Source organism: Mycobacterium sp. 852002-51613_SCH5001154 (assembly GCF_001667425.1).
GTDB lineage: Bacteria > Actinomycetota > Actinomycetes > Mycobacteriales > Mycobacteriaceae > Mycobacterium.
The window spans coordinates 11,132-34,392 of sequence record NZ_LZII01000056.1 but is presented as its reverse complement, the minus strand read 5'-3'; the positions used below and the strand labels follow the sequence as shown (position 1 = coordinate 34,392).

The following is a 23,261-nucleotide window of genomic DNA, read 5'->3' as shown; positions in this document are numbered from 1 at the left end:
GGCACAAGGGTTTCCGTCACGCGGCCGGCCGCAGCATCCGTGCGCTGACAAGCGACGAGACCCACCCGGGCATCAATCGTGTGCTCGTCGTCATCAGCCGATAGCGCCACCCGGGCACGACGACGGCGCGGCCCCGGTCCAGGGCGCGCAGCCCGGCGGCCACGACGGGCTCGGGCGCCGCGAGTCGGCGATAGATCGCGGTGTGCGAGACGTCCGATCCCAGCGCATCGACGAACCCAGTCCGGGTGGGTCCGGGGCACAACGCCGTGACGGTGACCCCCGAACCGCGAGTCTCCGCCCACAGCGCTTGGCTCAGTGACAACACGAACGCCTTGGTCGCGCCATAGGTGGCCTGATACGGCCCGGGCTGAAACGCGATGGTGGACGCGACATTCAAGATGCCGCCCCGGCCGCGGGCCAGCATGCCGGGAAGCACCGCGTGGCTCAGCCGCACCAGCGCGTCGACGTTGACTGCGACCAGCTCGCGCTCACGCTCGGCGTCGAGCTCGGCGAACGGACCGTAGGTGCCGAAGCCGGCGTTGTTGACCAGCACGGCGACCTCCCGTCCGTCCAGGCGGGCGACGAGGGCATCGACGCCGGCCTGTGTGCCAAGATCGCCGACTGCCAGTTCGACTTGCTGGTCGACCCGCTGGGCCACCGCACTCAGCCGTGCTTCGTCACGCCCGGCGAGCAGTAACGACATGCCCCGCTGCGCCAGCTGGTCGGCGAAAATTGCGCCCAGCCCGGAGCTGGCGCCGGTGATGACTGCCCATGACATGGCTGACCCCTTACTTCGCAGGAGTTTTGACGGCGGGGTGAATGCCCAGGGCGTGGCTGACAAGGCCGATGCCGGCGCCGAGGATGGGCCAGATCGGCCAGAAGTAGGTGGCGCCGGTGGTCGCGGCGACGGCCGCCCACACGGCGAGCACGATGACGGTCATCGCCAGGTAGGCCGCGAGGTGAAGGCGCACGCCACGGCGGGCGGCCTTGACGCGGGCGGCGCGGCGGCGCGGGTCCGCGCGCCGGATCCGCTCGAGCGGCAGGTCGGCGAGGAGCTGGGTGAGTTTCTCGGTGGTGTGCGTGCCGAACACGGCCTGCAGCCGTTGCTCGTATTCATCCAGTTGCAGGTAGCCCTGCGCGAATGCCTGGCCGAGGCGTTCTGCCGCCCTCTCCCGGTCGCGGTCGCCGGCGCGGGGGGTCATGAGTTGCTGGTCCATTTCATCCCCTTCCAAAGATGTGAATGGCTTTAACATAGTCCCTAATGTTAATATCGTCAACATGGCACGGGAGCGGAAAGTTGTGGCGCGTCGGGACAGCTATCACCATGGCGACCTCAAACGCGCCCTGAGCAGCGCCGCTTTGTCGCTGGTGGCCGAGAAGGGGCCGAAGGGCTTCACGCTGACCGAGGCGGCACGACGCGCGGGCGTCAGCGCCGCCGCCCCGTACCGGCACTTCGCCGACAAGGCCGCGCTGCTAGCGACCGTGGCCGAACAGGGCTTTCGCGACCTCCACGCCGAACTGGCCGCGGCCGCCGACGTCGCGCCCGACCCGAAGGACCGGGTGGTCGAACTCGGCCGCGCGTATGTGCGCTGGGCCGTCGCCCACCCGGATCACTACCGGGTGATGTTCGGCGCCGAGCTCTCCAAGGCCGACCATCCCGACCTGGCCGTCGCCGGCGAGCAGGCGTTCGGCGACCTGCTCGACGCGATCGTGACGTGCCAACAGGCGGGCATCGCCGGCGGTCAAGACCCGCGTGAACTCGCCGCGCCGCTGTGGTCGCTGGTGCACGGCGTCGCGTCGCTCGCGATCGGTGGCGAGTTGCTCAGCGTGGGCATCGAGCAGGACCCGGAGGCCATCATCGCCGGCGTGGTGGCCCAAATGCTGGGCGGTTAGGCCACGTTGGCCTGGCGGCGCGTCGCATAGACCTCGGCCAGGAACTGTTCGACGGCGACCGCGCTGTGCACCGCGCGCGCCGAACCGAAGATGTCGAAAGCGTGCTGGGTGAACGGCAATTCGGCGTACACGACGGGCTGGTTGCTCGCCTGCCGCAGCCGCTCGACGAATCCACGCGCCTGCTCGACGGGAACCAGCGAGTCGTTGCGGCCGTGCAAGACGAAGAACGGGGGAGCGTCCGCCGAAACGTGGTTGACCGGCGACGCGGCGATGAAGGGCTGCATGTTCGTCGAAGGCCGTTGCTTGACAACCGATTTGACGAGCAGGGCGGGCATCATCGGGTGCATCGCGTCGTTGAATCGCGTGAAGTCGTAGACGCCGTAGAACGGCACGGCCGCCTGCACTCGGGTGTCGGCGTCTTCGAAGCCGGGCTGGAATTGCGGGTCATTGGGAGTGAGAGCGGCCAGCGAAGACAGGTGGCCGCCGGCCGAACCGCCGGTGATGGCGATGAATTCGGGGTCGCCGCCGTACTCGGCGATGTGCGCCTTGACCCACGCCAGGGCGCGCTTGACGTCGATGATGTGGTCGGGCCAGGTGTTGCGCGGGCTGTGCCGGTAGTTGATCGCCACACAGACCCAGCCCAACTCCGCGAGGTGGCTCATCAGCGGATGGGCTTGTCCGCGTTTGTTTCCCGTCGTCCAGGCGCCACCCGGGATCTGGAAGAGCACCGGCGCCTTGCCCATCGGGTCGAGATCCGGACGGCGCCAGATGTCCAGGTAATTGGCGCTGCCGAATTCGCCGTAGCTGATGTTGGAGTCATGGGCGTAGTCGCGATAAATCCGCATCATCCGCAGCAGCCCCGGCGTCTTGGCGGTCCCGCCGCCGGCCGGCCGGCGCCACAGGTCCCCCGACTCGGTGCGACGAGCGGCGCCCAGGCCCTCGTCCAACGCCTGGGTCAGCGGCACGTTGGCCTTATGCCCGGCGCGGCTGAAGTTCAGCAAGCCCATCGCGGACACGGTTGCCACCGCCCACGCCGCGATGCGCACCGGGGGCGTGAGTCGGCGAGCGGTCAACGCCAGACCGCCGAGCTGGCTGACCAGGGTCTGCAACGGCAACTCGGTGACGACCAGCCCGAACATAAACGAGAAGAGCGATAGGTAGCCGCTGCGCGCCAGCGGCCGGTAGGCGTTGAGCGTGGACACCGCGGTCACCGCCGTGACGATCAGCGACCCTATCTGCCGGATGACGTGGATGATTCGAGCTGTCCGCATCCGCTCACCTTACGAAATGCCCTACGTGGCTTCTGCCCGGCTCTCGAGGTTCTTGACCGCGGCGGGATCGTTCTCGGTCAGTCCGATCTTCGACGCGCCGCCGGGCGAGCCGAGCTCGGTGAAGAAGTCGGCGTTGATCTGGGTGTACTCGCCGTATTCGCCGGGCAGGTCGTCCTCGTAGTAGATGGACTCAACGGGCACACCGGCTCACACGCGCCGCAGTCGACGCACTCGTCGGGGTGGATGTAGAGCATCCGCGTGCCCTCGTAGATGCAGTCGACGGGACATTCCTCGATGCACGCCTTGTCTTTGATGTCGACGCAGGGCTCGGCGATCACGTAGGCCATAAGCCCATGGTTCTCGCCGCAACCCGGCGCGAGTAGAGGTCCCGGCGTTGTGGAGTCACAAGCTATCGTTGTGTCACACGAATTGATTGTGATGTGATCAGCCATGCCGCTCAGCCCGCGAATGCCCGAGCTCGCCTCGTTCGAGGTGTTCTTGGCGATCGCCGAGACCGGCAGCCTGGGCCGCGCCGCGCGCGAACTCGGGCTGACCCAGCAGGCCATCTCGCGACGGCTCGCGTCGATGGAGGCCCAGATCGGTGTGACGCTGGCGGTGCGAACGACGCGCGGCTCGCAGCTGACGCCGGCGGGCCTGATCGTCGCGGACTGGGCGAGGCGGTTGCTGGAGGTCGCCACCGAGCTTGACGCGGGCATGGGATCGCTGCGCAAGGAGGGCCGCGAGCGGATCCGGGTTGCGGCCAGCCAGACGATCTCCGAGCAGCTGATGCCGCATTGGCTGCTGTCCCTACAGACCGAGGCGACGCGGCGCGGCGTCGTTGCCCCGCAGGTGAGTTTGACCGCGACCAATAGCGAGCACGCGATCGCCGCGGTCCGCGACGGCAGCGCGGATCTCGGGTTTGTCGAAAACCCGGGCACACCAAAGAGGTTGGGCACTTGTGTGGTGGGTCAGGACGAACTGGTGATCGTGGTGCCGCCGGGCCATAAGTGGACGCGACGGGCGCGGGGGGTGACCGCTCGCGAACTCGCGGAGACGCCGCTGGTTGCCCGCGAACCCCATTCGGGCATCCGCGATTCGCTGACGGTGGCGTTGCGTCAGGTGCTGGGCGACGACATGGAGCAAGCGCCGCCGGTATTGGAGCTGACGTCGGCGGCGGCGATGCGCGCGGCCGTGCTCGCCGGTGCGGGACCGGCGGCCATGAGCAAGTTGGCGGTGGCCGACGACCTGGTGGTCGGGCGGCTGAGCGCGGTCACTATTCCGAAACTGGACTTAAGGCGCAAGTTTCGCGCGATCTGGGTGGGCGGGCGCACGCCGCCGGCCGGGGCGGTTCGAGATCTGTTGAGCCACATCAACAGCCGCTAGGCTGCCGCGTCGGCTTCCAACGCCTCGTCGTAGCGGTCGAGCAGGGTCTCGGCCACCAGCGGGTGGGCGCCCAGCGGCGCGCCCATCGGAATACCGTTGTCCCGCGCATAGGTTGAGACGCCGTCGGTGAGCAGCCCCGGCGCCAGGAACCAGGGCGCGATGACGAGTCGGCGCGCGCCGCGGCGGCGCAGGTGGCCGGCGGCGCGTTGCACCGAGGCCTCGGGCCGGGTGGCAAACGCCGTCGTCGCAGCGGCCCATCGGGTTCCGACGGCCAACCGGGACGCCACCTTCGATGTGCGCGCGTTCGCCGCGGCGTTGGACGAGCCGATCGCGACCACCATCACGCCGAGGTCGTCGTCGTCCGGGGAGACCCCGACCTCGGCCAGGCGTTCGCGCAGTACCGACACCAGCCGGTCGTCCTCGCCGAGCACGTCGGCCTGGCGGATGCCGTGGGCTCCGGCTTTCGCGATCTGCTTCGGGATGTCCAGGCGCGCGTGGTAGGCGCTGGCCAGCAGGAAGGGGGCCACCACCGCGCGGCGGCTGTCCGGCAGGCCGGCCAGCACGTCGGCGAAGTTCGGCTCGTTGAGCTCCAGGAACGCCAGCCGCACGTCGAGGTCGGGGCGCATGCCGGCCAGCCGGTTGGCGACGGCCTGCGCGTTGGCGCCCGACCGTGGGTCCCGGCTGCCGTGGGCGGTGAGTACGAGTGTGCTCATGATGCGTGCAACCCGCATTCGACCTTGTTTCGTCCCCGCCAGCGGCCGCTGCGAGGATCGTCACCCTCGGCCGGCTTGGCGGTGCAGGGGGCACAGCCGATGGACGGGTAGCCCTCCTCGACAAGCGGATTGACCAGGACGTTGTTCCGCTCGATGTAGTCCTGGACGTCGTCGTCGGTCCAGGCCGCGATGGGGTTGACCTTGATCAGTTCGAACGACTCGTCGAAGCTGATCAGCGGGGCGGTGGCGCGGGTGGCGGCCTCCACCCGGCGCAACCCGCTGACCCACGCCGCGTAACCGCGCAGCGCGCGGCGCAGGGGGATGACCTTGCGCAGCCGGCAGCATTCGTTGGGGTCGCGGGCGAACAGGTCCTTGCCCAGCAGCTCGTCCTGCTCGGCGACGGTGTGTTCGGGTTCGACGTTGAGCAGGTGGATGTCGTAGACGGACTCGACCGCGTCGCGGGTGCCGATGGTTTCGGCGAAGTGGTAGCCGGTGTCCAGGAACAGCACCGGCACGCCCGGTCGCACGTCCGAGGCGAGCGAAACCATCACCGCGTCTTGCATGTTGGCGGCCACCACGTACTTGCAGTTGGCCCAGCCGCGGGGACCGTCGACGCCGCCGAAATGCTCGTCGGTCCAGCGCAGGATGTCGACGGCGCCGGCGCCCTCCATCTCGGAAGCACCGCGCTCGGCCAGCTCACGCAGCTGCTCCTTGGTGAAGTTCATCGCCACCATGGCGGGGTCCTCAACTCCTATCGCAGGTCGGCCTCGTCGGCGCGCAGCGCCCAGGACGCGAAAGTTTCGCCGCCGTCGCGGCCTTCGAGGAATTTGCGGGTCACCCGGTCGATGTAGTCGCCGAGCTCGTCGCTGGTCACCTTGTGCTGGCGCAGCTTTCGGCCGAACCCGCTGGCCTCGCCCAGGCCGCCGCCCAGGTGGACCTGGAAGCCCTCGACGGAATTGCCTTCGCCGTCGTCGATCCACTGGCCCTTGAAGCCGATGTCGGCGACCTGAATTCGCGCGCACGAGTTCGGGCAGCCGTTGAGGTGGACGCTGATCGGCACGTCGAGCTCTGAGTTGACGTCGGCCAGCCGCTGCTCCAGTTCGGGCACCAAAGTCTGTGTGCGCACGCGGGTTTCGGCGAAGGACAGCTTGCAGAACTCGATGCCGGTGCAGGCCATGGTGTTCTTGCGCCACGACGACGGCCGCGACGGCAGGCCCAGGGCGTCGAGCGCGACGACGGTCTCGTCGACCAAGGCGTCGGGGACGTCGAGGATGACCAGTTTCTGGAACGGGGTCAGTCGGGCCCGGTCGGAGCCGACCTTTTCCATCAGGTCGGCGACGGCCGACAGGGTGGCGCCGGAGACGCGTCCGGCGATCGGGGCGACGCCAATCGCGTTGAGCCCGTTCTTGATCTTCTGCACGCCGACGTGGTCGATGGTCTGCTTGACCGGCGCGGGGGCCGGGCCGTCGATGAGCCGACGGTTCAGGTACTCGGTTTCGAGGACCTCGCGGAACTTTTCGACGCCCCAATCCTTGATCAGGAACTTCAGCCGCGCCTTGGCGCGCATCCGCCGGTAGCCGTAGTCGCGGAACACCTGGGTGACGGCCTCCCAGACGTCGGGCACCTCGTCGAGGGGAATCCACACTCCGACCCGCTGGGCCAGCATCGGGTTGGTCGACAATCCGCCGCCCACCCACAGATCCAGGCCGGGGCCGTGCTCGGGGTGGTTGACGCCGACGAACGCGACGTCGTGAGTTTCGTGGGAGACATCCTGCAGGCCCGAGACCGCGGTCTTGTACTTGCGCGGCAGGTTCGCGTACTCGGGATTGCCCATGGAGCGCCGGACGATCTCGTCGATCGCGGGGGAGGGATCGAGCACCTCGTCGAGCGAGTCGCCGGCCAGCGGCGAACCGTGGATGCCACGCGGGCAGTCGCCGCACGCCTCGGTGGTCTGCAGGCCGACCGAGTCGAGCCGCCGCCAGATTTCGGGAACGTCCTCGATGCGGATCCAGTGCAGTTGCACGTTTTCCCGGTCGCTGATGTCGGCGGTGTCGCGGGCGAATTCGGTCGAGATCTGACCCAGGGTGCGCATCGAGTGCGCCGTGAGCGGTTTGCCGTCGGTGCGGACCCGCATCATGAAGTACTTGGCTTCGATCTTGTCGGTGTTGTCGTCGCCGGTCCAGCTGCCGTCGTAGCCCTGTTCGCGTTGCGTGTACAGGCCCATCCAGCGGAAGCGCCCGCGCAGATCGGAGTGATCGATGCTGTCGAAGCCCTGGTTGGCGTAGACGTTGACGATGCGGTCGCGCACGTTCAGCGGCGCGTCGTCATTCTTGATCTTCTCGGTGTCGTTGAGCGGTTCGCGATCACCCAGCGCCCACTGGCCCTCGCTGCGGGTCTTGGCGGGACGTGCTGTGGTCATGTGGTGTGCTCCTTCGCGGTGCGTGGGCTGCAGGGCTGCTGGCCAGGGCATCGACGCGATGATGTTGTCAGTCAGAGGTGAGCGCAGGCGCTCCGTTGCGCCCACGTCTCATGGCTTCATAGTGCCGTGGCTAGGCGGCGGCTGGTAGAGGTCGCGCCGTTGTGAGGACACAACCGTTGGTTGTGTGTGCCCGTTCACGTTTATTGGTCTGGCGCGCAGCGGGATTGCAGTAGCCTGCGGTGGTGTCTGGGCCGACGCTGGACGCGCGGGAGCGGTCCGCGCTGTGTGACCTTTTCGCCGAGCTCGGGCCGTCCGCCCGCACGCTGATCGAGGGCTGGACGTGTCGCGATCTCGCCGCCCATCTGGTGCTGCGAGAGCGCGATGTCGTGGCGGGACCTTGCCTCGTCCTGTCGGGCCCCTTCCAACGGTTCGCCGAGCGGCGCCGGGTCGCGATGGCCCGCCACGATTTCGGGTGGCTCGTCGCGCGGATCCGGTCCGGCCCGCCCGTCGGGCTCTTCCGCATCGGATGGGTACGCGCGCTGGCCAATCTCAACGAGTTCTTCGTGCACCACGAGGACGTGCGCAGGGCTCAGGGATTGGGGCCGCGTTGTTTGGCGTCCGACATGGACGCGGCGTTGTGGCGCAACGTATGCCGCGGCGGGCGTTTTCTGAGTCGGCGGCTTTCTGGTAGCGGGCTCGCCGTGGAGTGGGCCGGCTCGCGAGTGACGGTGCGGCCTGGTTCGGCGGTGGCGCTGCTTCGCGGCGAACCGGGGGAGCTGCTGCTGTATCTCTTTGGCAGGCAAGGCGCGGCGGACGTCGAAGTGACCGGGCCGCCGGAAGCCGTTGCGGCGGTGCGGTGCGCGCACTTCGGGATGTGAGCCGTCGCCTAAGTCACAGGAGCCACAGGCGCCTCTGGAAAAAGCGGCACCCAAAGTGCCCGCCTCATAGCGACAACTCGCGGCGCTGGGCGCCGAGGCCGCCGTTGTCGCTTAGAGGCGGGCACATTGGCATATCCTTCTGAATCGCCGGCTTGTGGTCGACGAGGCTTGCGTCGCTTCCCAATCGCTCCTCTACGACGTCGTATTCACACTTGAACGCTGACAGGCGCTTTCCGTGGGCACCTAAGTCACAGGAGCCACAGGCGCCTCTGGAAAAAGCGGCACCCGAAGTGCCCGCCTCATAGCGACAACTCGCGGCGCTGGGCGCCGAGCCCCGCCGTTGTCGCTTAGAGGCGGGCACATCGGCATATCCCCGCAATTCGGCGGCGGAGAGCCGGGCGGCGAAACGATGTCGTCTCAGATCGGCGGGCGTAGCATCAGCTCATCTGAGGCCATAGACATGAGTCACAACCCCAACGCCTCGACCGACGTCGATAAATGGGACCCCGGTCTGACCGAGCACGTCGTCGCGCTGACCCGCCCGATCGTCAAACGGTATTTCCGTTCCGAAGTGCGCGGCCTGGACAACATCCCGTCGGGACCGGCGCTCGTGGTGGGTAACCATTCCGGCGGCCTCACGACGTTCGATCTGCCGGTGTTCGCCGTCGACTATTACGACAAGTACGGCTACGACCGCCCGCTCTACTCTCTTGGTTTCGACACCATCTTCGCCGGACCGGCCGGTGATTTCCTGCGGCGCACCGGGGTGATCCGGGCGACGCGCGAGAACGCCGCCGAGGCACTGGCCGCCGGTGCCATCGTGTTGGTCTATCCGGGCGGCGACTTCGATGTCTACCGGCCGACGCTGCGGGAGAACACCATCGACTTCGACGGACGAACCGGTTACGTCACCACGGCCATCGAGGCGAATGTCCCGATCGTTCCCGCCGTCTCCATCGGCGGACAGGAAAGCCAGTTCTTCTTGAGCCGTGGCAGATGGCTGATACGAGCGCTTCGGCTCACCAAGCTGGAGCGCAAGCTGTTCCGAACGGACATCTTGCCGATCACCATCGGTTTCCCGTTCGGGCTCAGCGTGGTCGCGCCGGTGAACTTGCCGCTGCCCACCAAGATCGTCACCGAGGTGTTGTCTCCCATCGACATTGCCAAATTCGCTGATGCGTCCGACATCAACAGGCTCGACGCGCATGTGCGCGGGGTGATGCAGAAGGGGCTCAAAGCTCTTGCCGCTCAACGCCACTTTCCGGTTGTCGGCTGAGCGCTTCGGTGGCAAAGACCACGTCCGGATTGAGGATGCCGGCCGGGTCGAAGCTGCGCTTGATGCGGCGCATCAGGTCGACCTTGACCGGGTCTTCCAACTCGAGAAAGTACGGGGTCTTGGCGCGGCCCAAGCCGTGTTCGCCCGAGATGGCGCCACCCAATTCCATTGCCAGCGCGAAGATGTCGGTCATGAGCTGCTTGCGCGTGTCCGGGTCCTTGCAGAAGATGGCCAGGTGTACGTTGCCGTCGCCGGCGTGACCACAGCCCGCCGCGGCACCCCCGGCGGCCGCCGCCATGCCGCGCGCGGCGGACAGGAACTTCGGCATCGCGCCGCGTGGCACCACGGTGTCGATCAGGTCGTCGGCCCCGACGGCCTTCAGCGTCCAGAACGCCTTCTCCCGCGCCTCGATCAGCTTGCGCGCCGCACCCCCTTCCAGCACATAGGCATCCACTGCGCCCAACTCGGAGAGCAGCTCGCCGACCGTCTCGACGTCCTCGTCCAGCCGCTCGGCGGTCCGGTTCTCAAGGGCCACAACCAGATAGGCGTCGCAGCTGTCGCGGACGTTGTCGGGGACACCAAGCTCCAGGTTCTGGGTGTAAACGAGCGCCGCCATCGTCACGTTGTCGATGTACTCCAGGATGTAGGGCGCGAGGCCGCTTCCCGCCACCTTGGGCACCGCGGCCATGATCTGGTCAAAGTCGGCGAACGGGGCGAGCACGGCGGCGTTGTGGTCGAGCCGCGGATGCAGCTTGACGGTCACCTCGGTGGCCAGGGCCAGGGTGCCCTCGGATCCGACGATGAGCTGGGTCAGGTCGTAGCCGGTGGAGATCTTGGCGATCTTGCCGCCGGTGCGGATGAGTTCGCCGGTCGGCAGCGCCGCCTGCAACCCGACCACGTTGTTCCGCGCGATCCCGTACTTCACCGCGTTCATGCCGCCGGCGTTGGTGCCGACGTTTCCGCCGACGCTGGACGACAGCTCGCCCGGGTGGACCATGTAGCGCAGGCCGCTGTCGGCGGTCGCGACGTCCAGTTCGGTCAGCGTGACGCCGGGTTGGACGACGGCGACCTGGTTGGTGGTGTCGACCTCGAGGACGGCGTTCATGCGCTCGAAGGAGATCACCAGTCCGTCGGCGCGGGGGATGGCCGCGCCCGACAGGCCGGTGCCGGATCCGCGGGCCGTCACCGGAACGCCGTTGTCCGAGGCGGCCTTCAACAATTGCGAAACTGCTTCCGCTGAAGCGGGTTTGGCCACATATGCCGGCCGTTGCGGCGGCTTGGTCAACACCTCGTCGTGCCAGTAGTCCTCGGGGATCGCGTCGCCGGTCAGCAGGTTGTGCTCGCCGACGATCTCGGAGAACCGCGCCGTCATGTCGCTCATTGGGCCTCCCTCCGGTTCACCTTATCGCCGCCGTGAGGTGATCGATGGGGGTTCGCATCCGGCCGCGCACGATCGGCACGCAGCCGTCGGGGAGGTCGGTGGTGACCTCTACGCCGGAATCGCCGAGCTCATCGAGGAATCTCGGTAGTCGCTCCATCGCGCCGGTGGGCAGGTCGTGCAGTACGACCGCGGTGTGCTCATGGTTACGGGTATCGGCGAGCGCCCGGTCGACCCATCCGCTGGGGTCGTCCCAGTCGCGCGGGACGCTGTTCCACAGGACGCAGGTGTACTTCTCCGCGATGAGGTAGTCGACCGCCGTCTGGTTCAGGCAGCGTCGTTCGAGCGCGCCCTCGGTTCCCCACGGCCTGAAGTAGCGATCGGCATCGTTGAACTCGTCCAAAATCTCTTGCGTGCTGCCGATTTCGTGAAGGGTCTCCGCCGCGGAGAGCTCGCCAAGGGGTCGGCCGTGGGTGAAGGAGTGATTGCCGATCCGGTGGCCCTCGCTCACCGCGCGCTCGATCAGCCGGCGTCCCGTCGGGGAGCAAACCCTCTCACCGACGACGAAGAAGATGGCGGACATCTGACGCTGAGCGAGGGCATCGAGGACCCGATCCGTGACACCGGGGGTCGGGCCGTTGTCGAAGGTCAACGTGATTTTTGGTCGCATCACTTCAAAGAGTATCGCGCTGGTCCTTGCCTGACTGATCGATCAGGCAGTAACTTTATTCGGAAGCGACGAGACGAGTCGAGGTTGACCGAAGCGATTTCGAAGACTGGGGAAACCGCCGGTGACACCCGGCAGCGCATCCTGCAGACGACGATGCGCTGCTTCTGTGCGTACGGCTACGAGAAGTCCTCGATGAAGCTGATCTCGGCGAAGGCCGGCGTTTCGCAGACCCTGCTGCACTACCACTTCGAGACCAAGGAAAAGCTCTTCCAGGCGGCCATCGACGACATGGCCAAGAATATGTTCGCCGCGGCGGCGGCCCGGTTGTCGCAGGGACCGCCCGTGCGGGATGGCCTCGGCGAGGCGGCCGGCCTGCTGTACACGCTGTTCATCGACGACATCGACGCGGTCACGTTCATGGTCGAGTTCGCCGCGGCGGCCAACCACAACGAGTTCCTGCGGACCGCGTATGTCGACTATCGCGATACCCAGCGGCGGCAGTTGGGTGAGCTGCTGCGCACCATCGCCGGTGACCAGGCGCCGCAGCGGTCGATCGACGAGGCGGTGCGTCTCTGCGAAATCGTGCTGCTCGGCATGTCGATGCAGCGCCCGTTCGTCGCCGACACTTCAGGCTTCCGCGCCGACTTCGACGCCTTCGCCGAGATGATCGCCGCCCGCTTCACCGAGAGATTGGATTCGACGAGCTGATGAACACCACCATTCAGGCAGTGCCGCCGATGGTCGAAGACGCGGTGACCGGCTCGGGAGGCAAACGAATCTTCGTGCGCCGCTACGACAACGAGAAGGCCGACTATGTGCTGGTGCTGGTGCACGGCACCGCCGGCAACAGCGAGAGTTACGACGCGTTCGCCGAGCACATGCGCCGCCACTACCGCGCGGCGGTCTATTCCTTCGATTTGACCGGGCACGGCCGCACCGAGGGCGAGCCGGGTGTGTTCAGTTTCGAAGCCTTCCTCGAAGACACCAGGGCGGTCACCGATTACGCCGCACGGCGCACGTCCCTGCCCGTCGTCGTGCACGGCGCCAGCCAGGGCGGGGAAGTCGCATTCCACGCTCTCGACGCGTGCCCGGCCGTGGCCGCTGGGGTGTGCATGAACATCCTGCTCAACCACGAGGCGCCAATGAGTCTGCCGATCCGGCTCTTCCGGTCACGGCTCGCGAAATTCGCGGCGGAGAAGGTCGGCGATCGGCTGCGGGTCCCGCTGCGGCGGGTCATCGACTTCAAGGCCGCCTACCAGGAAGACCCCGGACTGCTGGGCATCAAGAAGAAGGACCCGCTGTACGTCTGGTCGTACGGGTTCAAGAGCTATCACTCGGTGTTCAACTATGTGCCGCCAAAACCCGCCGCCGCCAACACCAAACCCGTCCTGATCGCCTGCGGCGAGCACGACGAAATCGTCGGTGTCGAGCACTGCCGATCCTGCTTCGAACGGATCGGCGGGACCAAGGATTTCTTCATGATGCCCGGTGGGGGCCATCAGCTCATGTTGTTCGACACCGGCGTCTACTGTCGCGTGATCGACTCGTGGATTCGGGAGCGGGTGCTCGGCAAGGCCCAATCATGGCAGGCGCCCATCGAATCCGAAGAGCGGAGCTACTTCGAGTTTCTCGATCGTGAACGGGTCAACGACGGGGCGGGCGAGCCCGAATACCACTATTCGATCATCGATCGCGTGCTGATGCGGATCAGTAACGGCACGATCGAGCGCGGGGTCCGTTACTTCTCCAACGCCGAGGTGAGCGATCAATGGCGCTTCACCGCCGAGCTCGTCGGCGAAATCGACTACGCCGCGTGGGACTTCCTGCGTGACTACCTTCCGGCGGCGAATGGTCAACGCCCGGCGATGGCCGTGGTCGGCTGCGGCGGCGGCGGGGCGATCGCGGGGTTGCTCGAACGATATCCGGAGTTGGGCGAATGGGACATCGTCGGCATCGACGTTGACTACAAGTCGATCGACGCGGCCCGCAACCGCTTTGGCGACAAGGCCGGTGTGACCTTCGTCGTCGGCGACGCCCGTAACCCGGAGGTGTTGGGCGCCAACCGGTTCGACCTTGTTTACCTGCACGGAGTGCTTGACCATTGCACCGAGCACCGCCGCCTGATGGACAGCGTCTTTCGCGCGCTGAAGCCCGGCGGCCGGATGTTCTATGTCGCACCGGATCGCAACCTGTGCACGTGGCTGTGTTTCGTCACGATCGGGCCGCTGTTCGTGTTTGGCCTGCATAAGCCGAACCACGACTTTCGGCGATTCCCCCGCCCGGCCGAGTTGAACGCGATGCTCCAGGACGCCGGCTTCGAGCTGCTGCCCCGGCGTGGCCGGCCGGCCGTCCCAGCCATGGTCGGGGTCGAATACAAGTCGGGGATGAATCCGTTTCCGGTCAAGCGGTCGGTGCGCACTCGCGCCCTGGGCGAGGAGATCTTCGAGCACACCGAGCCCAGGTGGTGGTTGGGGAACGGTTTCGTCGGCGAGTACGCCGGGGCCGCCCAAAAACCGGCGCAGGACGCCGCTGTTTAACGCCTGTCGAGTAGCGGGTTTCGATTTCGGATTGGGTGGTTATCCCGAACCAGCAGGGAGTCAGCTTTCCGACAGGAGATCGACACGGACCTCCAAGGAACCCAGTCTTACCGCGGCCAGGGCAGTAACGAAGTGCCTCTGGTGCCGGGCGGGCTTCTTGGCGACGGTCGGTATGAGCTGCGTGGCGTCCTGGGGCGGGGCGCGATGGCCGAGGTGCGTGAGGGGTGGGACCGGAGGCTGAACCGGCCCGTCGCCATCAAGCTGCTCTATCCCGGGGTGGCCGACCGGCCGGACAGCCGGTTGCGGTTCGAAACGGAGGCGCACGCGGCGGCGCGGCTGACCGGCCGGCACGTCGTGGTGGTCCATGACATCGGCGAGCACCACGGGTTGCCGTTCATCGTCATGGAGCGGCTACCGGGGGTGTCGCTGGCCGACCACATCGCTCGCGGGCCGCTGCCACCGGCGTTCGTGCACGTCGTGCTCGACGGTGTTCTCGACGCCCTTGCCGAGGCGCATAGCGCCGGCATCCTGCACCGCGACGTCAAGCCGGGCAACATCCTGTTCACCGCCGCCGGCGAACCCAAGCTCGCCGATTTCGGCATCGCCAAGACGTCCGGTGCCGCCTACACCAGGGCGGGTGAAGTCGTAGGCAGCATGGCGTATCTGAGTCCCGAGCGGCTGACGTCCAATCCGGCCACGGCGTTCGACGACCTGTATGCCGTAGGCGTGGTGGGTTACGAGGCGCTGACCGGGCGGCGCCCGTTCCCGCAGGAGGACCTGGGCGCGCTGGCACGCGCAATCCTGCACACGTCACCGCCGCCGCTGGTCGCGCTGCGCCCGGACGTTCCACCGCCCCTGGCCGCCGCGATCGAACGCGCGATGGCGCGCGACCCGGCATGGCGGTTCGACCAGGCGGGCGCGATGCGCGCCGCGCTGACCGGCACTGCCCCAGCAGCGATGCCCACTGGCACCCGGGTGATGGAGGCGCCGCCGGCCGCCGTGCTGACCTACACACCCGCCGGTGCGCCCCCGGAGCCGGACGCTCCGCGGCGCAAGTGGTGGATCGCGGCGATCGTTGCCGCGTTCTTGTTGGCGCTGCCCCTGTTGGCCATCGATCCGCCGTTCTCGGCGCCACCGCCGACGCCGACCACGACCACCACCACGCCGACGCCGCCGACGACCACCGCCACCACCACACCCAGCGGCACCGCGGAACCGGCGCCACCGCCCCCACCCGGTCACCCCGGCAAAAAGCCCAAAGGCGGGCACGGCGGCTGACTTGAAAACTCTTCACTCAACGGCGGGGTAACCCCGACGTTTGGGCGGCTTGATTTTGCCTGGCAACAGGGGCATCTGAGTGACTGGCAGGCGCGTGACGTGCAGCCTACGCTCGCGCTGTGCGGCAAACGATGCGTGTGGACAGCGCCGGTGTCGGGGCTATGGCGGCCCGCTGGGGTGCATTGGTGGATGGTCTGGACGGCACGGCCGCGCCAACGGGGCTGTTGTCCTATCAGCCCAGCGCGGCCGCCGTCAACGGTGCCCACGTTGATGTCGCGGTGTTCACCGCAGGGCTGGCCGGTCGGGTGCGTGCACGCGCCATCGGCGTCGGTCAAGCCGATGCGCGCTACATTGCCAATGAAGCTGAATCTGCCACCGACCTCGCTGCGGTAGCTCCGCCGGTGACCAGCGTGTAGCGATGGCGGCGGTTGGCGGGGCTCCTAATCTGTCGGCACTGTTAGCCTGGCCCACCGACCATCTCACCGAGGCGGCCGCTCACTGGGACGCCGTTGGTGAGCGTAGCTATGTTGTCGCCCATCAGGTTTGGCGAGACGCCGCCTCGGTCGATTGGCGCGGCGAAGCCGCCGACGCGTTGCGTCGTGCGATGCATGCCGACCTGCAAGCCACGAGCGCAGCAGTCGACCAGCTACAGGCGGCAACCCGGGTCGCTCGCAGCGGGGCGTCGGATTTGTATGCGGCCCGATCCCGAGTTCGCTACGCGGTAGATGATGCTCGTTCAGCGGGTTTCGAAGTGGGCGAGGACCTTTCGGTCACCGACCGCATGGGTGGCGGGTCAGCCGCGGAGCGGGCCGCGCGGCGCGCCGCAGCACAGGCGTTCGCCGGCGAAATCCGCCAAAGCGCCACGCAACTGGTTGGCCTGGATCAGCAAGTCGCCAGCAAAATCACCGCCGCGGTGGCCGGAATCCGCGACACGTTCCCGCAACCTCCCGCCTCTATCGCCCCTCCGCCAGCCCAAAATCGCCATGTCTACGCCGTCGACCGCGTCTGGAAACAAGACGGCAACGGCGGACCGAATCCCGGGCCTACCGGCGGCCCCAGCGGTGACGATATCCGTCGGGTGCTTGAGAAACTGCCTGTTGGCGATCGACCAGACGTCAGGGAAGTGCGTTCGCCGCAAGATCTCGAGAACTTGTGGAAATGGGCCAAACAGCACGGGGTCGAAATGCCGAACGGGTACGGCGACCCCGGCAAAGGGATTCGATACCGGCTACCTGACGGCACGACGATCGGGCAGCGCTGGACCGCCGAGTCCAACGGAAAACCAGTTGTTGACATCAACATTCCCGGTCACGGTGGCTATACAAAAGTTCACATCAATCCGAGAGGTGGGGTACCAGAAATAGCGCCCTCCCCGCCGCGTCCTGCTGGCCCGCCTGCGTCCGGAGAACCTGCTGTCACCCCGCAGGCACCGGTCCGTGCGCCCGTCGAAGCTCCGCCCGCTATTAAACCCGCCCCAGGCACCCCAGAGGGTGGGGGCGCAATGCCAGGTTTCGGCGGGCTGCCCCCAAACTCCCCTGCGACGGGCCCGCACCCCATCCATATTCCGCATACTTTGGACCACAAATGGCCGCTTCTCGGCGAGATTCCCGAAGAATTCGAAGGCCCACAAGAATGATGACCGAAGCTAACAACCTAAAGAACTGCTACGTCGGAGAAAATGATGATCCAGCCTGATGACCGGCATCTAGGGCACAACAAGCCGGGAATTAACGCCGAAGAGTTCCTGCGTAAGGAGCTGCTGCTCGACGGGCTGGCAATGTGTGTCCCGATGGCGCAGGTCACATCCGTCATGAGACGTCACCACCTCGCCGATACCGTCGAGGATGAGCAAAACTTGGTGCTGCGCACGATTCGATCCCTGCTCGACGACGGCCTCATGAAGATCGGAGACATACTCGGCGCTTCTGATGAACGAGTGGTGCCCTGGGATCTCTCGATCGATGCCGCCATGAAGCGCCTTCGCGATCTTTTCGTCGGCCACTACGACGAGCCCACGCTGTGGGATCTGGCGGTCTGGTTCCAATTGACACCCGACGGCGAAAAAGTGGCCGAGTCGCTGAAAGGCGGGCAGTAGTTCGACCGTTAGCGCGGTCAGCGCTGTCCCCGCCGTTCCCGGGCAACAAACACAAAGGCGGACACGGCGGCTGAGGTCGATATGGGATCGGTAGCCAGCCGGCCGTTGTGTGCTTACGGCATGAACAAGAAGTGGATGGCCGGCGCGTTGCTGACCGCCGGCATCGGCGCGGGGCTGGCGGCGGGCGTCGCGCAGGCCGACCCGTACGGCCACGTTGGCGGGAACTGCCCGGCCGGGCACACCTGCGGCAAGTGGTGCCCGGGCGAGCGCGTCCCGGACAACTTCATCAGCTGGGACATGGGCGTGTGCCACATCTACTACTACGACTACCGCGGCGTCGTCGACGCCGACACCGGCGCCGTCTACGGGCGGCCGAGCGGCCCGATCAACGCCACCCCGCGGGTGCCGCCGGCCGGCCCGCCCAACTTCAACTGCGGCCTATTCTGGTGCCCGGTGCCGCCGCACGCGTGAGCCGCCGCACGTTAGGTCGGCGCCCAATTCGGGAACCCGGACGGCTGGACCTCTACGACCTAGCGAAAGGACTGCCCATTGACTTCGCGGCTTGGCACCCGGTTCGGGCCCTACGAGCTGCGATCGCTGATCGGCGCGGGCGCGACGGGCGAGGTCTACCGGGCACACGACACGGTTAGGGACCGGATAGTCGCTGTCAAGCTGCTGCCTGCCGAGATGGCCGCGGAACCCGGCTTCCAGCAACGCTTTCGGCACGAGTGCGGGATCGCGTCGCGGTTGCAGGAGCCCCACGTCATCCCGGTGCACGACTTCGGTTCGATTAACGGGGTTTCCTACGTCGACATGCAGCTGGTCGAGGGCGGCAGCCTCAAGGACCTGCTGCGCGAGCGCGGTTCGCTGGAGCCGCCGCGGGCCGCGTCGATCGTCGCGCAGGTGGCGCGGGCGCTGGACGCCGCGCACGCTGCCGGGCTGGTGCACCTGGGTGTCCGGCCGGAACACGTGTTGCTGACCCCCGATCACTTCGCGAGTCTCGTCGACTTCGGCATCGGGCATGCCGACCCTTCGCGCGTGTACATGGCGCCTGAGCGGTTCACCACGGGCCGGGTGGGACCGGAGACCGACGTGTACTCACTGGCCTGCCTGCTCTACGAGTGCCTCACCGGGCATCCGCCGTTCGAAGCCACGGACCCGGACGAGCTGAAGAGTGTGCACATGTTGTCGCCGGCGCCTCGGCCCAGCATCATGCGCCGCGGCGTCGGCCGGGCCTTCGACGACGTCGTCGCCCGCGGCATGGCCAAACAACGTGCGGCGCGGTTCGCGTCCGCGGGTGAACTCGCCCGGGCGGCCAGCGAGGCCGTGAACGCGGCGTACGAGCCGGTCGCGGCCGGCGTTGGCGCTGGGCCCCTTGGCACCCGGCCGTTCGAGGCGGTCTATCCGAACCCGGACGACACCGGTTACAGCCCGTATCCGCCCGTTGAGCCTTCGCCGCCGGCGCCGCGCCGACCCGTGTTGGATGGCCGGGCGCCGCTGGTGGGGATCGGGGCGGCGGTCGTCCTGGTGATCGCCGGGCTGATCGTGGCGCTGGTATCTGCGTTGACGAGCGGCGGCTCGCCGCCGCCGGCCGCTTCGAAGCCTTCGCCCCCGCCGTCTAGCCCACCGCCGCCGAAGACGCCGACGCTGTCTGCTCCGGTGCGAGGTGCCGACGGGTTAGGGTTCGTCGGCGAGACGGCCCGCTGCGACCCGGGGAACCCGCCGGCGGCGGTGGTGCGGACCGCCAAGTCGCTGGCCGTGGTGTGCCAAAACCTCAGCGGCAGTTACTACTACCGCGGCGAACGCATCCGCGACGGCGCGCACATCGAGCTGTCCAACGCGGAGCGCGTGGGGGACGGGTTCGACGTCACCAACCCGGTCGACGGCGTCGTCTACGAGGTGCGCCCGAATCGGCTCCGGATCATCAGCGGCAGCCACGTCGATTCGTCGGAGCCGGTGCTGCAGTACGCGACGGCATCGTAATCACGCCGGCCGGCTGCCGATCTCCAGGCCGGCCAGCTCGCAGGTGCCGTCGAAGATTACGCGGCCGAACTCCCGCACCCTGCAATGCAATCGGCCCGCGAGGTGCTCGAAGTCGGTGTCGATGTTGCGCCGCTGCGCGGGCAGCGGCACCGGCAAGACGTGCGGTTCCGCGCGGGTGCCGTCTCCGTCCAGCTCTATGCGGTAGCGGGGTGTGCGAGCTGACACGGTCCAGCGTCCGTCGCCGACATCCGAGCGCACGGGCGCCGGCGGGGTGACCCGGATGACGCGGTCGCCGAGTCGCACGACGATTCCGGTGACGTCCCTGCGGATCGGGCCGAGCTGGAGCAGCCCTCCTGAGAACGCCACCGAGACGTCGGCGTCGCCGAAATCGTGTGCCTGACCCCACCACCAGCGCTCGGGGAAGCCCGCGCCCCAGTTGCGTTCGGTGTAGAGCCGGGCGTCAGTGAACGACCACGTGCGGTCACGGAATTTGACTGTGCCGGTGGCTTTTCCGCCGAGTCGGTAGGGATGCCAGTATTGGTTGAGAAAGGGGACCGAAGAGAAGACGCCGCCTCCGCCAAAGGCCTTGGGCCAGTTGAACGGATCGGTGAAATGCAAGTCGAGGTGGATGCTGTCGAGGTCGATCGTGAGCCGATCGGTGCTCGCCGCCAGTCGGCAGTCGGGAGCGGTCCCGGCGTGCACGGAGAAGGTGGACGATTCGGCGTGGGCGCCGTCCAGGGCCGCCGAGCGCACTACGTCGCTGGGATGCAGCGCGACCGCGACGGTCGCCCAGTCCCCGTCCGGATTCCGGTTCACGCTGCACAGCGCGACGACCACGCGACCCGAGGCGGCATCAGTCAGGCGCCAGAACCAGCCCTCCATTTCTGTCCCGTGTGAGGGCACCGGATCGCCGAAGGGCACGTCGGCACCGGTGCGCCGATAGGCATGGACCAGTGGGTTGGTCGCGCTCGCCGCTATCCATCGCAGGTAGGAGGTGGTCATGTCTTGTCGGCCAGCCCCGACTGCACGAGCGCGTCGTCGATGAAGCGCTGCACCGGCCGCGAACGGAAGAATCCGGTGTGACCGCCTGGGTACCACTGGATTTCGGGCTTGCCCCAGTGCTCCCAAAGCCGGGTGACCTGGTCGCGCGGGTGCACCAGGCGATCGGCGAGGCCGGCGTAGATGAAGCGGCCTTTTTTCGGCACGCGCGGGGTCAGTGACAGCGGAGAGATCATCCGGCCGAGGGGTTTGGCCGAGTTCATCGTGTGGCGCAGGGCGGCGTGGCCGCTGAGGCCGGCGTGGCGGCCGACCAGGTTCACCAGGTCGACGGCCGGCACGCCCAGGATCGCGCAGGTGAGGCCGTCGTCGAGGCTGGCGACCAGCGACGAGATCAGACCGCCGAGCGAGATGCCGTTGACCCCGATTGCCGCGTCGGGCTGTTGCGCGCGGATCCAGGCGGTGAGTCGCCTGATGTCCCAGACCGCCTGGGCGGCGCCGTGGACGTCGTCGAGCACGTCCTCGCTGGGGAATTTCGGGCCGCCGCTTGCTCGGGGGCCATGCATGGGAAGCACGGGAAGCGCGACGTTGAGGCCGAAATCCCGATACAGGTGCCAGGCGTGAAACAGCATGGGGTCGAGCGCGGCCCGTCCCATCTCGGCGCCGTGGATGCAGATCAGCCAGGGCCGCGGCCGGCGGTGCCGGAACATCAGGGCGTATTCGCGGTTGTTGCCGGTGTAGCTGCACCACCGTTCGCGGCCCGGTTCGCCTTCATGGGGCTCGTACTCGCTGTCGAAGGACAGCCGCTCGTAGTTGCGTCCCATGCTGCTGACGCGCTTGACCGTCACGTCGGTGGGGGGTGGGGGCGGGGCAAAGAACCCCTCGGCATTGTCGAGCCAGCCCTTGTCTCCGTAGAACTCTTGTGCGGCAAGCACTTCGCTGTCGATCCGTTCGAGGGTTTTCGCGTCGGGAGCTCGACGCAGCAGGCTGAAGCCGGCCAGCAGGATTTCGTCGCGGAATGCCTGTGCCGCGAGCGCAACGGTGGGGCGGGCCACCGGTAGCTCGTCGGGCTGGCGATCCAGGTAGGTGCCCCACGAGCGGGCGTAGAAGCCGCCGGTCCGGGTGAACGGACCGAGCATTTGCGTGATCGGGTTGGCGGGCATCTAGCCTCGCTTCGCTCCGGGAGTGAAGGTGACCGGCAGCGTGCCCAGGCCGGTCATGCTCGGGTTTCCCAGGTATTGCTGGACGTTTTGCACGTCGACTTGGTAGTCGGGGATGCGGTCGAGGACGGCCCTGACCATCACCTCGGACATGAGCCGCGCCAGGTGTGAGCCGATGCAGCGGTGCGGCCCGAGTCCGAAGGCGAGGTGGCGATTGGGCGTTCGGTCCAGGATGATCTCGTCGGGCTTGTGGAATTCTTTTTCGTCGTGGTTGGCGGAGAGCCAGCTGATGACGACTTTGTCGTTTTTGCGGAGGAGTTGGCCGTTGAGTTCGACGTCATGAGTGACTGTGCGGCTGAGGGTTTGGTTGACCGAGAAGTAGCGCAGGAATTCGTCGGTGGCGGTGCGGTAGAGCTCGGGGTGGTCGATGAGTTGTTGTCTGAGGGCCGGGTGAGTGCCCAGATATTGGAGCGTGAGCGCGGTCTGGGAGGTGGTGGTGTCGACGCCGCCGCCGATGAGGTTCCAGAGGATGTTGAGCAGCTGTTCGTCGGTGAGGCGCCGGCCGTCGAATTCGAACTGTATGAGGAAGCTGGTCAGGTCGTCTTCCGGTTTGGCTCGTCTACTCGCCGCGTACTCGAGGACTTCTTGCATCATGGCGGGGACTTTGGCGATGGCGTCGAGGTACTCGGGGCTGTCTTGCGGGACGGCCATGACGGAGTGGAACAGGTTGGCGTAGAGGTGCCAGTTGTCGTGCGGCAGGCCCATCAGCTTCATGGTGAGGATGGCGGGGACCGGGCTGGCGTAGTCGAGGACGAGGTCCATCTGTCCGTCCTCGATTTTTTGATCGAGGAACTCATGGGCTTTTTGTTCCATGAACGGCTTGAGTTTCTGGACGGCGCCGGGGGACAGGAACGGGGCTAGCGCGTGCCGGAGGGCTAGGTGGTAGGGGCCGTCGACCTCGCCGATGCCCAGCGCCGGCTGACCCTCAGGCCGCGGGACGCCCATCTCGCCCTGGTAGTCGACGCCGTCGTCGGCGTCGGGCTCGTATTTGTGGGCGAAGGTGTCGCCGTCGCGCGCCGCTTGGCTGACCGCGTCGTAGCTGCTGAGGAACCAGAAGCCGCCGTAGTTGGTGTTCCAAGCGACCGGGCAGCCTTGTCTCAGCTCGGCATTGATGGCCAGCTCGTTGAGGTTGAACGCGTCGGAGTGATGGTCGAAGTCGACTACGGCGTCGTCGGTGACGTCGGGGCGGGTTGTCATCGGGTCGGTCCTCCACCGTGCCGAGGTGCTTTTTACACTATCTTTGCATTATTACGCTCGTGGGTTCTGTCGAG

The 23,261-nt window shown here is 67.2% G+C and carries 23 protein-coding genes and 1 pseudogene; 12 read left to right on the top strand and 12 right to left on the bottom strand.

Features of this window, described 5'->3' with window-relative positions; all coding sequences use genetic code 11:
• Positions 1-16: 16 nt before the first annotated feature.
• Together A5750_RS15550 and A5750_RS15545 are read right to left on the bottom strand one after the other, a co-directional pair.
• Positions 17-778, bottom strand: coding sequence for an SDR family oxidoreductase (locus A5750_RS15550; RefSeq protein ID WP_066956826.1), 762 nt, complete (start codon positions 776-778; stop codon positions 17-19).
• Positions 779-788: 10 nt separating this feature from the next.
• Positions 789-1,217, bottom strand: a complete 429-nt coding sequence (locus A5750_RS15545; protein ID WP_066956823.1) for a DUF1707 domain-containing protein — start codon at positions 1,215-1,217, stop codon at positions 789-791.
• Positions 1,218-1,278: 61 nt separating this feature from the next.
• Here A5750_RS15545 and A5750_RS15540 point away from each other — a divergent pair, with 61 nt between their 5' ends.
• Positions 1,279-1,893, top strand: coding sequence for a TetR/AcrR family transcriptional regulator (locus A5750_RS15540; protein WP_066956820.1), 615 nt, complete (start codon positions 1,279-1,281; stop codon positions 1,891-1,893).
• Here the strand turns inward: A5750_RS15540 and A5750_RS15535 are convergent.
• Together A5750_RS15535 and fdxA are read right to left on the bottom strand one after the other, a co-directional pair.
• A complete protein-coding gene (locus A5750_RS15535; protein WP_066956817.1) occupies positions 1,890-3,164 on the bottom strand; it encodes an alpha/beta hydrolase in 1,275 nt (424 codons plus the stop codon). The genes A5750_RS15540 and A5750_RS15535 overlap by 4 nt on opposite strands.
• Positions 3,165-3,185: 21 nt before the next feature.
• Positions 3,186-3,511: pseudogene (gene fdxA, locus A5750_RS15530) on the bottom strand (ferredoxin).
• Between the two features lie 103 nt (positions 3,512-3,614).
• Between fdxA and A5750_RS15525 the strand changes: the two are divergent.
• On the top strand, positions 3,615-4,547 hold the full coding sequence (locus tag A5750_RS15525; RefSeq protein ID WP_066956813.1) for a LysR family transcriptional regulator: 933 nt from the start codon (positions 3,615-3,617) through the stop codon (positions 4,545-4,547).
• On the opposite strand, the gene A5750_RS15520 is transcribed toward A5750_RS15525, so the two are convergent.
• Genes A5750_RS15520 through A5750_RS15510 form a run of 3 tightly spaced genes read right to left on the bottom strand, consistent with a single transcriptional unit; the run spans position 4,544 to position 7,679 of the window.
• Positions 4,544-5,260: a sirohydrochlorin chelatase gene (locus A5750_RS15520; RefSeq protein WP_066956810.1), complete on the bottom strand. Its 717-nt coding sequence runs from the start codon at positions 5,258-5,260 to the stop codon at positions 4,544-4,546. The genes A5750_RS15525 and A5750_RS15520 overlap by 4 nt on opposite strands.
• A complete protein-coding gene (locus A5750_RS15515; RefSeq protein ID WP_066956808.1) occupies positions 5,257-5,994 on the bottom strand; it encodes a phosphoadenylyl-sulfate reductase in 738 nt (245 codons plus the stop codon). Before A5750_RS15515 ends, A5750_RS15520 begins: the two co-directional genes overlap by 4 nt.
• A 17-nt stretch (positions 5,995-6,011) precedes the next feature.
• A complete protein-coding gene (locus A5750_RS15510) occupies positions 6,012-7,679 on the bottom strand; it encodes a nitrite/sulfite reductase (RefSeq protein ID WP_066956804.1) in 1,668 nt (555 codons plus the stop codon).
• A gap of 242 nt (positions 7,680-7,921) precedes the next feature.
• On the opposite strand from A5750_RS15510, the gene A5750_RS15505 reads away from it, so the two are divergent.
• Both A5750_RS15505 and A5750_RS15500 read left to right on the top strand, forming a co-directional pair.
• Positions 7,922-8,557, top strand: coding sequence for a TIGR03085 family metal-binding protein (locus A5750_RS15505; protein WP_066956987.1), 636 nt, complete (start codon positions 7,922-7,924; stop codon positions 8,555-8,557).
• Positions 8,558-9,017: 460 nt separating this feature from the next.
• A complete protein-coding gene (locus A5750_RS15500) occupies positions 9,018-9,833 on the top strand; it encodes a 1-acyl-sn-glycerol-3-phosphate acyltransferase (RefSeq protein WP_067263957.1) in 816 nt (271 codons plus the stop codon).
• Here A5750_RS15500 and A5750_RS15495 read toward each other — a convergent pair.
• Positions 9,790-11,214: an FAD-binding oxidoreductase gene (locus A5750_RS15495; RefSeq protein WP_067263953.1), complete on the bottom strand. Its 1,425-nt coding sequence runs from the start codon at positions 11,212-11,214 to the stop codon at positions 9,790-9,792. The genes A5750_RS15500 and A5750_RS15495 overlap by 44 nt on opposite strands.
• A gap of 16 nt (positions 11,215-11,230) precedes the next feature.
• On the bottom strand, positions 11,231-11,881 hold the full coding sequence (locus tag A5750_RS15490) for a polysaccharide deacetylase family protein (RefSeq protein WP_066956984.1): 651 nt from the start codon (positions 11,879-11,881) through the stop codon (positions 11,231-11,233).
• An 84-nt stretch (positions 11,882-11,965) separates the two neighbouring features.
• Here A5750_RS15490 and A5750_RS15485 point away from each other — a divergent pair, with 84 nt between their 5' ends.
• The 8 genes from A5750_RS15485 to A5750_RS15450 all read left to right on the top strand — a co-directional run bounded on the left by A5750_RS15485 (position 11,966) and on the right by A5750_RS15450 (position 19,774).
• A complete protein-coding gene (locus A5750_RS15485; RefSeq protein ID WP_066956797.1) occupies positions 11,966-12,589 on the top strand; it encodes a TetR/AcrR family transcriptional regulator in 624 nt (207 codons plus the stop codon).
• Positions 12,589-14,418 carry an alpha/beta fold hydrolase gene (locus tag A5750_RS15480; RefSeq protein WP_231989221.1) on the top strand — a complete coding sequence of 610 codons (1,830 nt, stop codon included), beginning with the start codon at positions 12,589-12,591 and terminating at the stop codon, positions 14,416-14,418. Before A5750_RS15485 ends, A5750_RS15480 begins: the two co-directional genes overlap by 1 nt.
• A 141-nt stretch (positions 14,419-14,559) precedes the next feature.
• Positions 14,560-15,696 carry a serine/threonine-protein kinase gene (locus A5750_RS15475; protein ID WP_067263949.1) on the top strand — a complete coding sequence of 379 codons (1,137 nt, stop codon included), beginning with the start codon at positions 14,560-14,562 and terminating at the stop codon, positions 15,694-15,696.
• Positions 15,697-15,815: 119 nt separating this feature from the next.
• A complete protein-coding gene (locus A5750_RS15470; RefSeq protein WP_231989219.1) occupies positions 15,816-16,112 on the top strand; it encodes a hypothetical protein in 297 nt (98 codons plus the stop codon).
• 2 nt (positions 16,113-16,114) lie between these two features.
• A complete protein-coding gene (locus A5750_RS26380) occupies positions 16,115-17,332 on the top strand; it encodes a hypothetical protein (protein ID WP_231989218.1) in 1,218 nt (405 codons plus the stop codon).
• 45 nt (positions 17,333-17,377) lie between these two features.
• Complete coding sequence (locus tag A5750_RS15460) at positions 17,378-17,791, top strand: hypothetical protein (protein ID WP_156659729.1); 414 nt, start codon at positions 17,378-17,380, stop codon at positions 17,789-17,791.
• Positions 17,792-17,911: 120 nt separating this feature from the next.
• Positions 17,912-18,262, top strand: coding sequence for a hypothetical protein (locus tag A5750_RS15455; protein WP_067263945.1), 351 nt, complete (start codon positions 17,912-17,914; stop codon positions 18,260-18,262).
• A 78-nt stretch (positions 18,263-18,340) separates the two neighbouring features.
• Positions 18,341-19,774: a serine/threonine-protein kinase gene (locus A5750_RS15450; protein WP_067263941.1), complete on the top strand. Its 1,434-nt coding sequence runs from the start codon at positions 18,341-18,343 to the stop codon at positions 19,772-19,774.
• Here the strand turns inward: A5750_RS15450 and A5750_RS15445 are convergent, their stop codons facing one another.
• The 3 genes from A5750_RS15445 to A5750_RS15435 are packed head-to-tail and all read right to left on the bottom strand — an operon-like array spanning position 19,775 to position 23,187.
• A complete protein-coding gene (locus tag A5750_RS15445; RefSeq protein ID WP_067263938.1) occupies positions 19,775-20,776 on the bottom strand; it encodes a tocopherol cyclase family protein in 1,002 nt (333 codons plus the stop codon). It lies immediately after the preceding gene.
• Positions 20,773-21,933, bottom strand: coding sequence for a S9 family peptidase (locus A5750_RS15440; protein WP_067263934.1), 1,161 nt, complete (start codon positions 21,931-21,933; stop codon positions 20,773-20,775). Before A5750_RS15440 ends, A5750_RS15445 begins: the two co-directional genes overlap by 4 nt.
• Positions 21,934-23,187: a cytochrome P450 gene (locus A5750_RS15435; RefSeq protein WP_067263931.1), complete on the bottom strand. Its 1,254-nt coding sequence runs from the start codon at positions 23,185-23,187 to the stop codon at positions 21,934-21,936.
• Positions 23,188-23,261 lie beyond the last annotated feature (74 nt).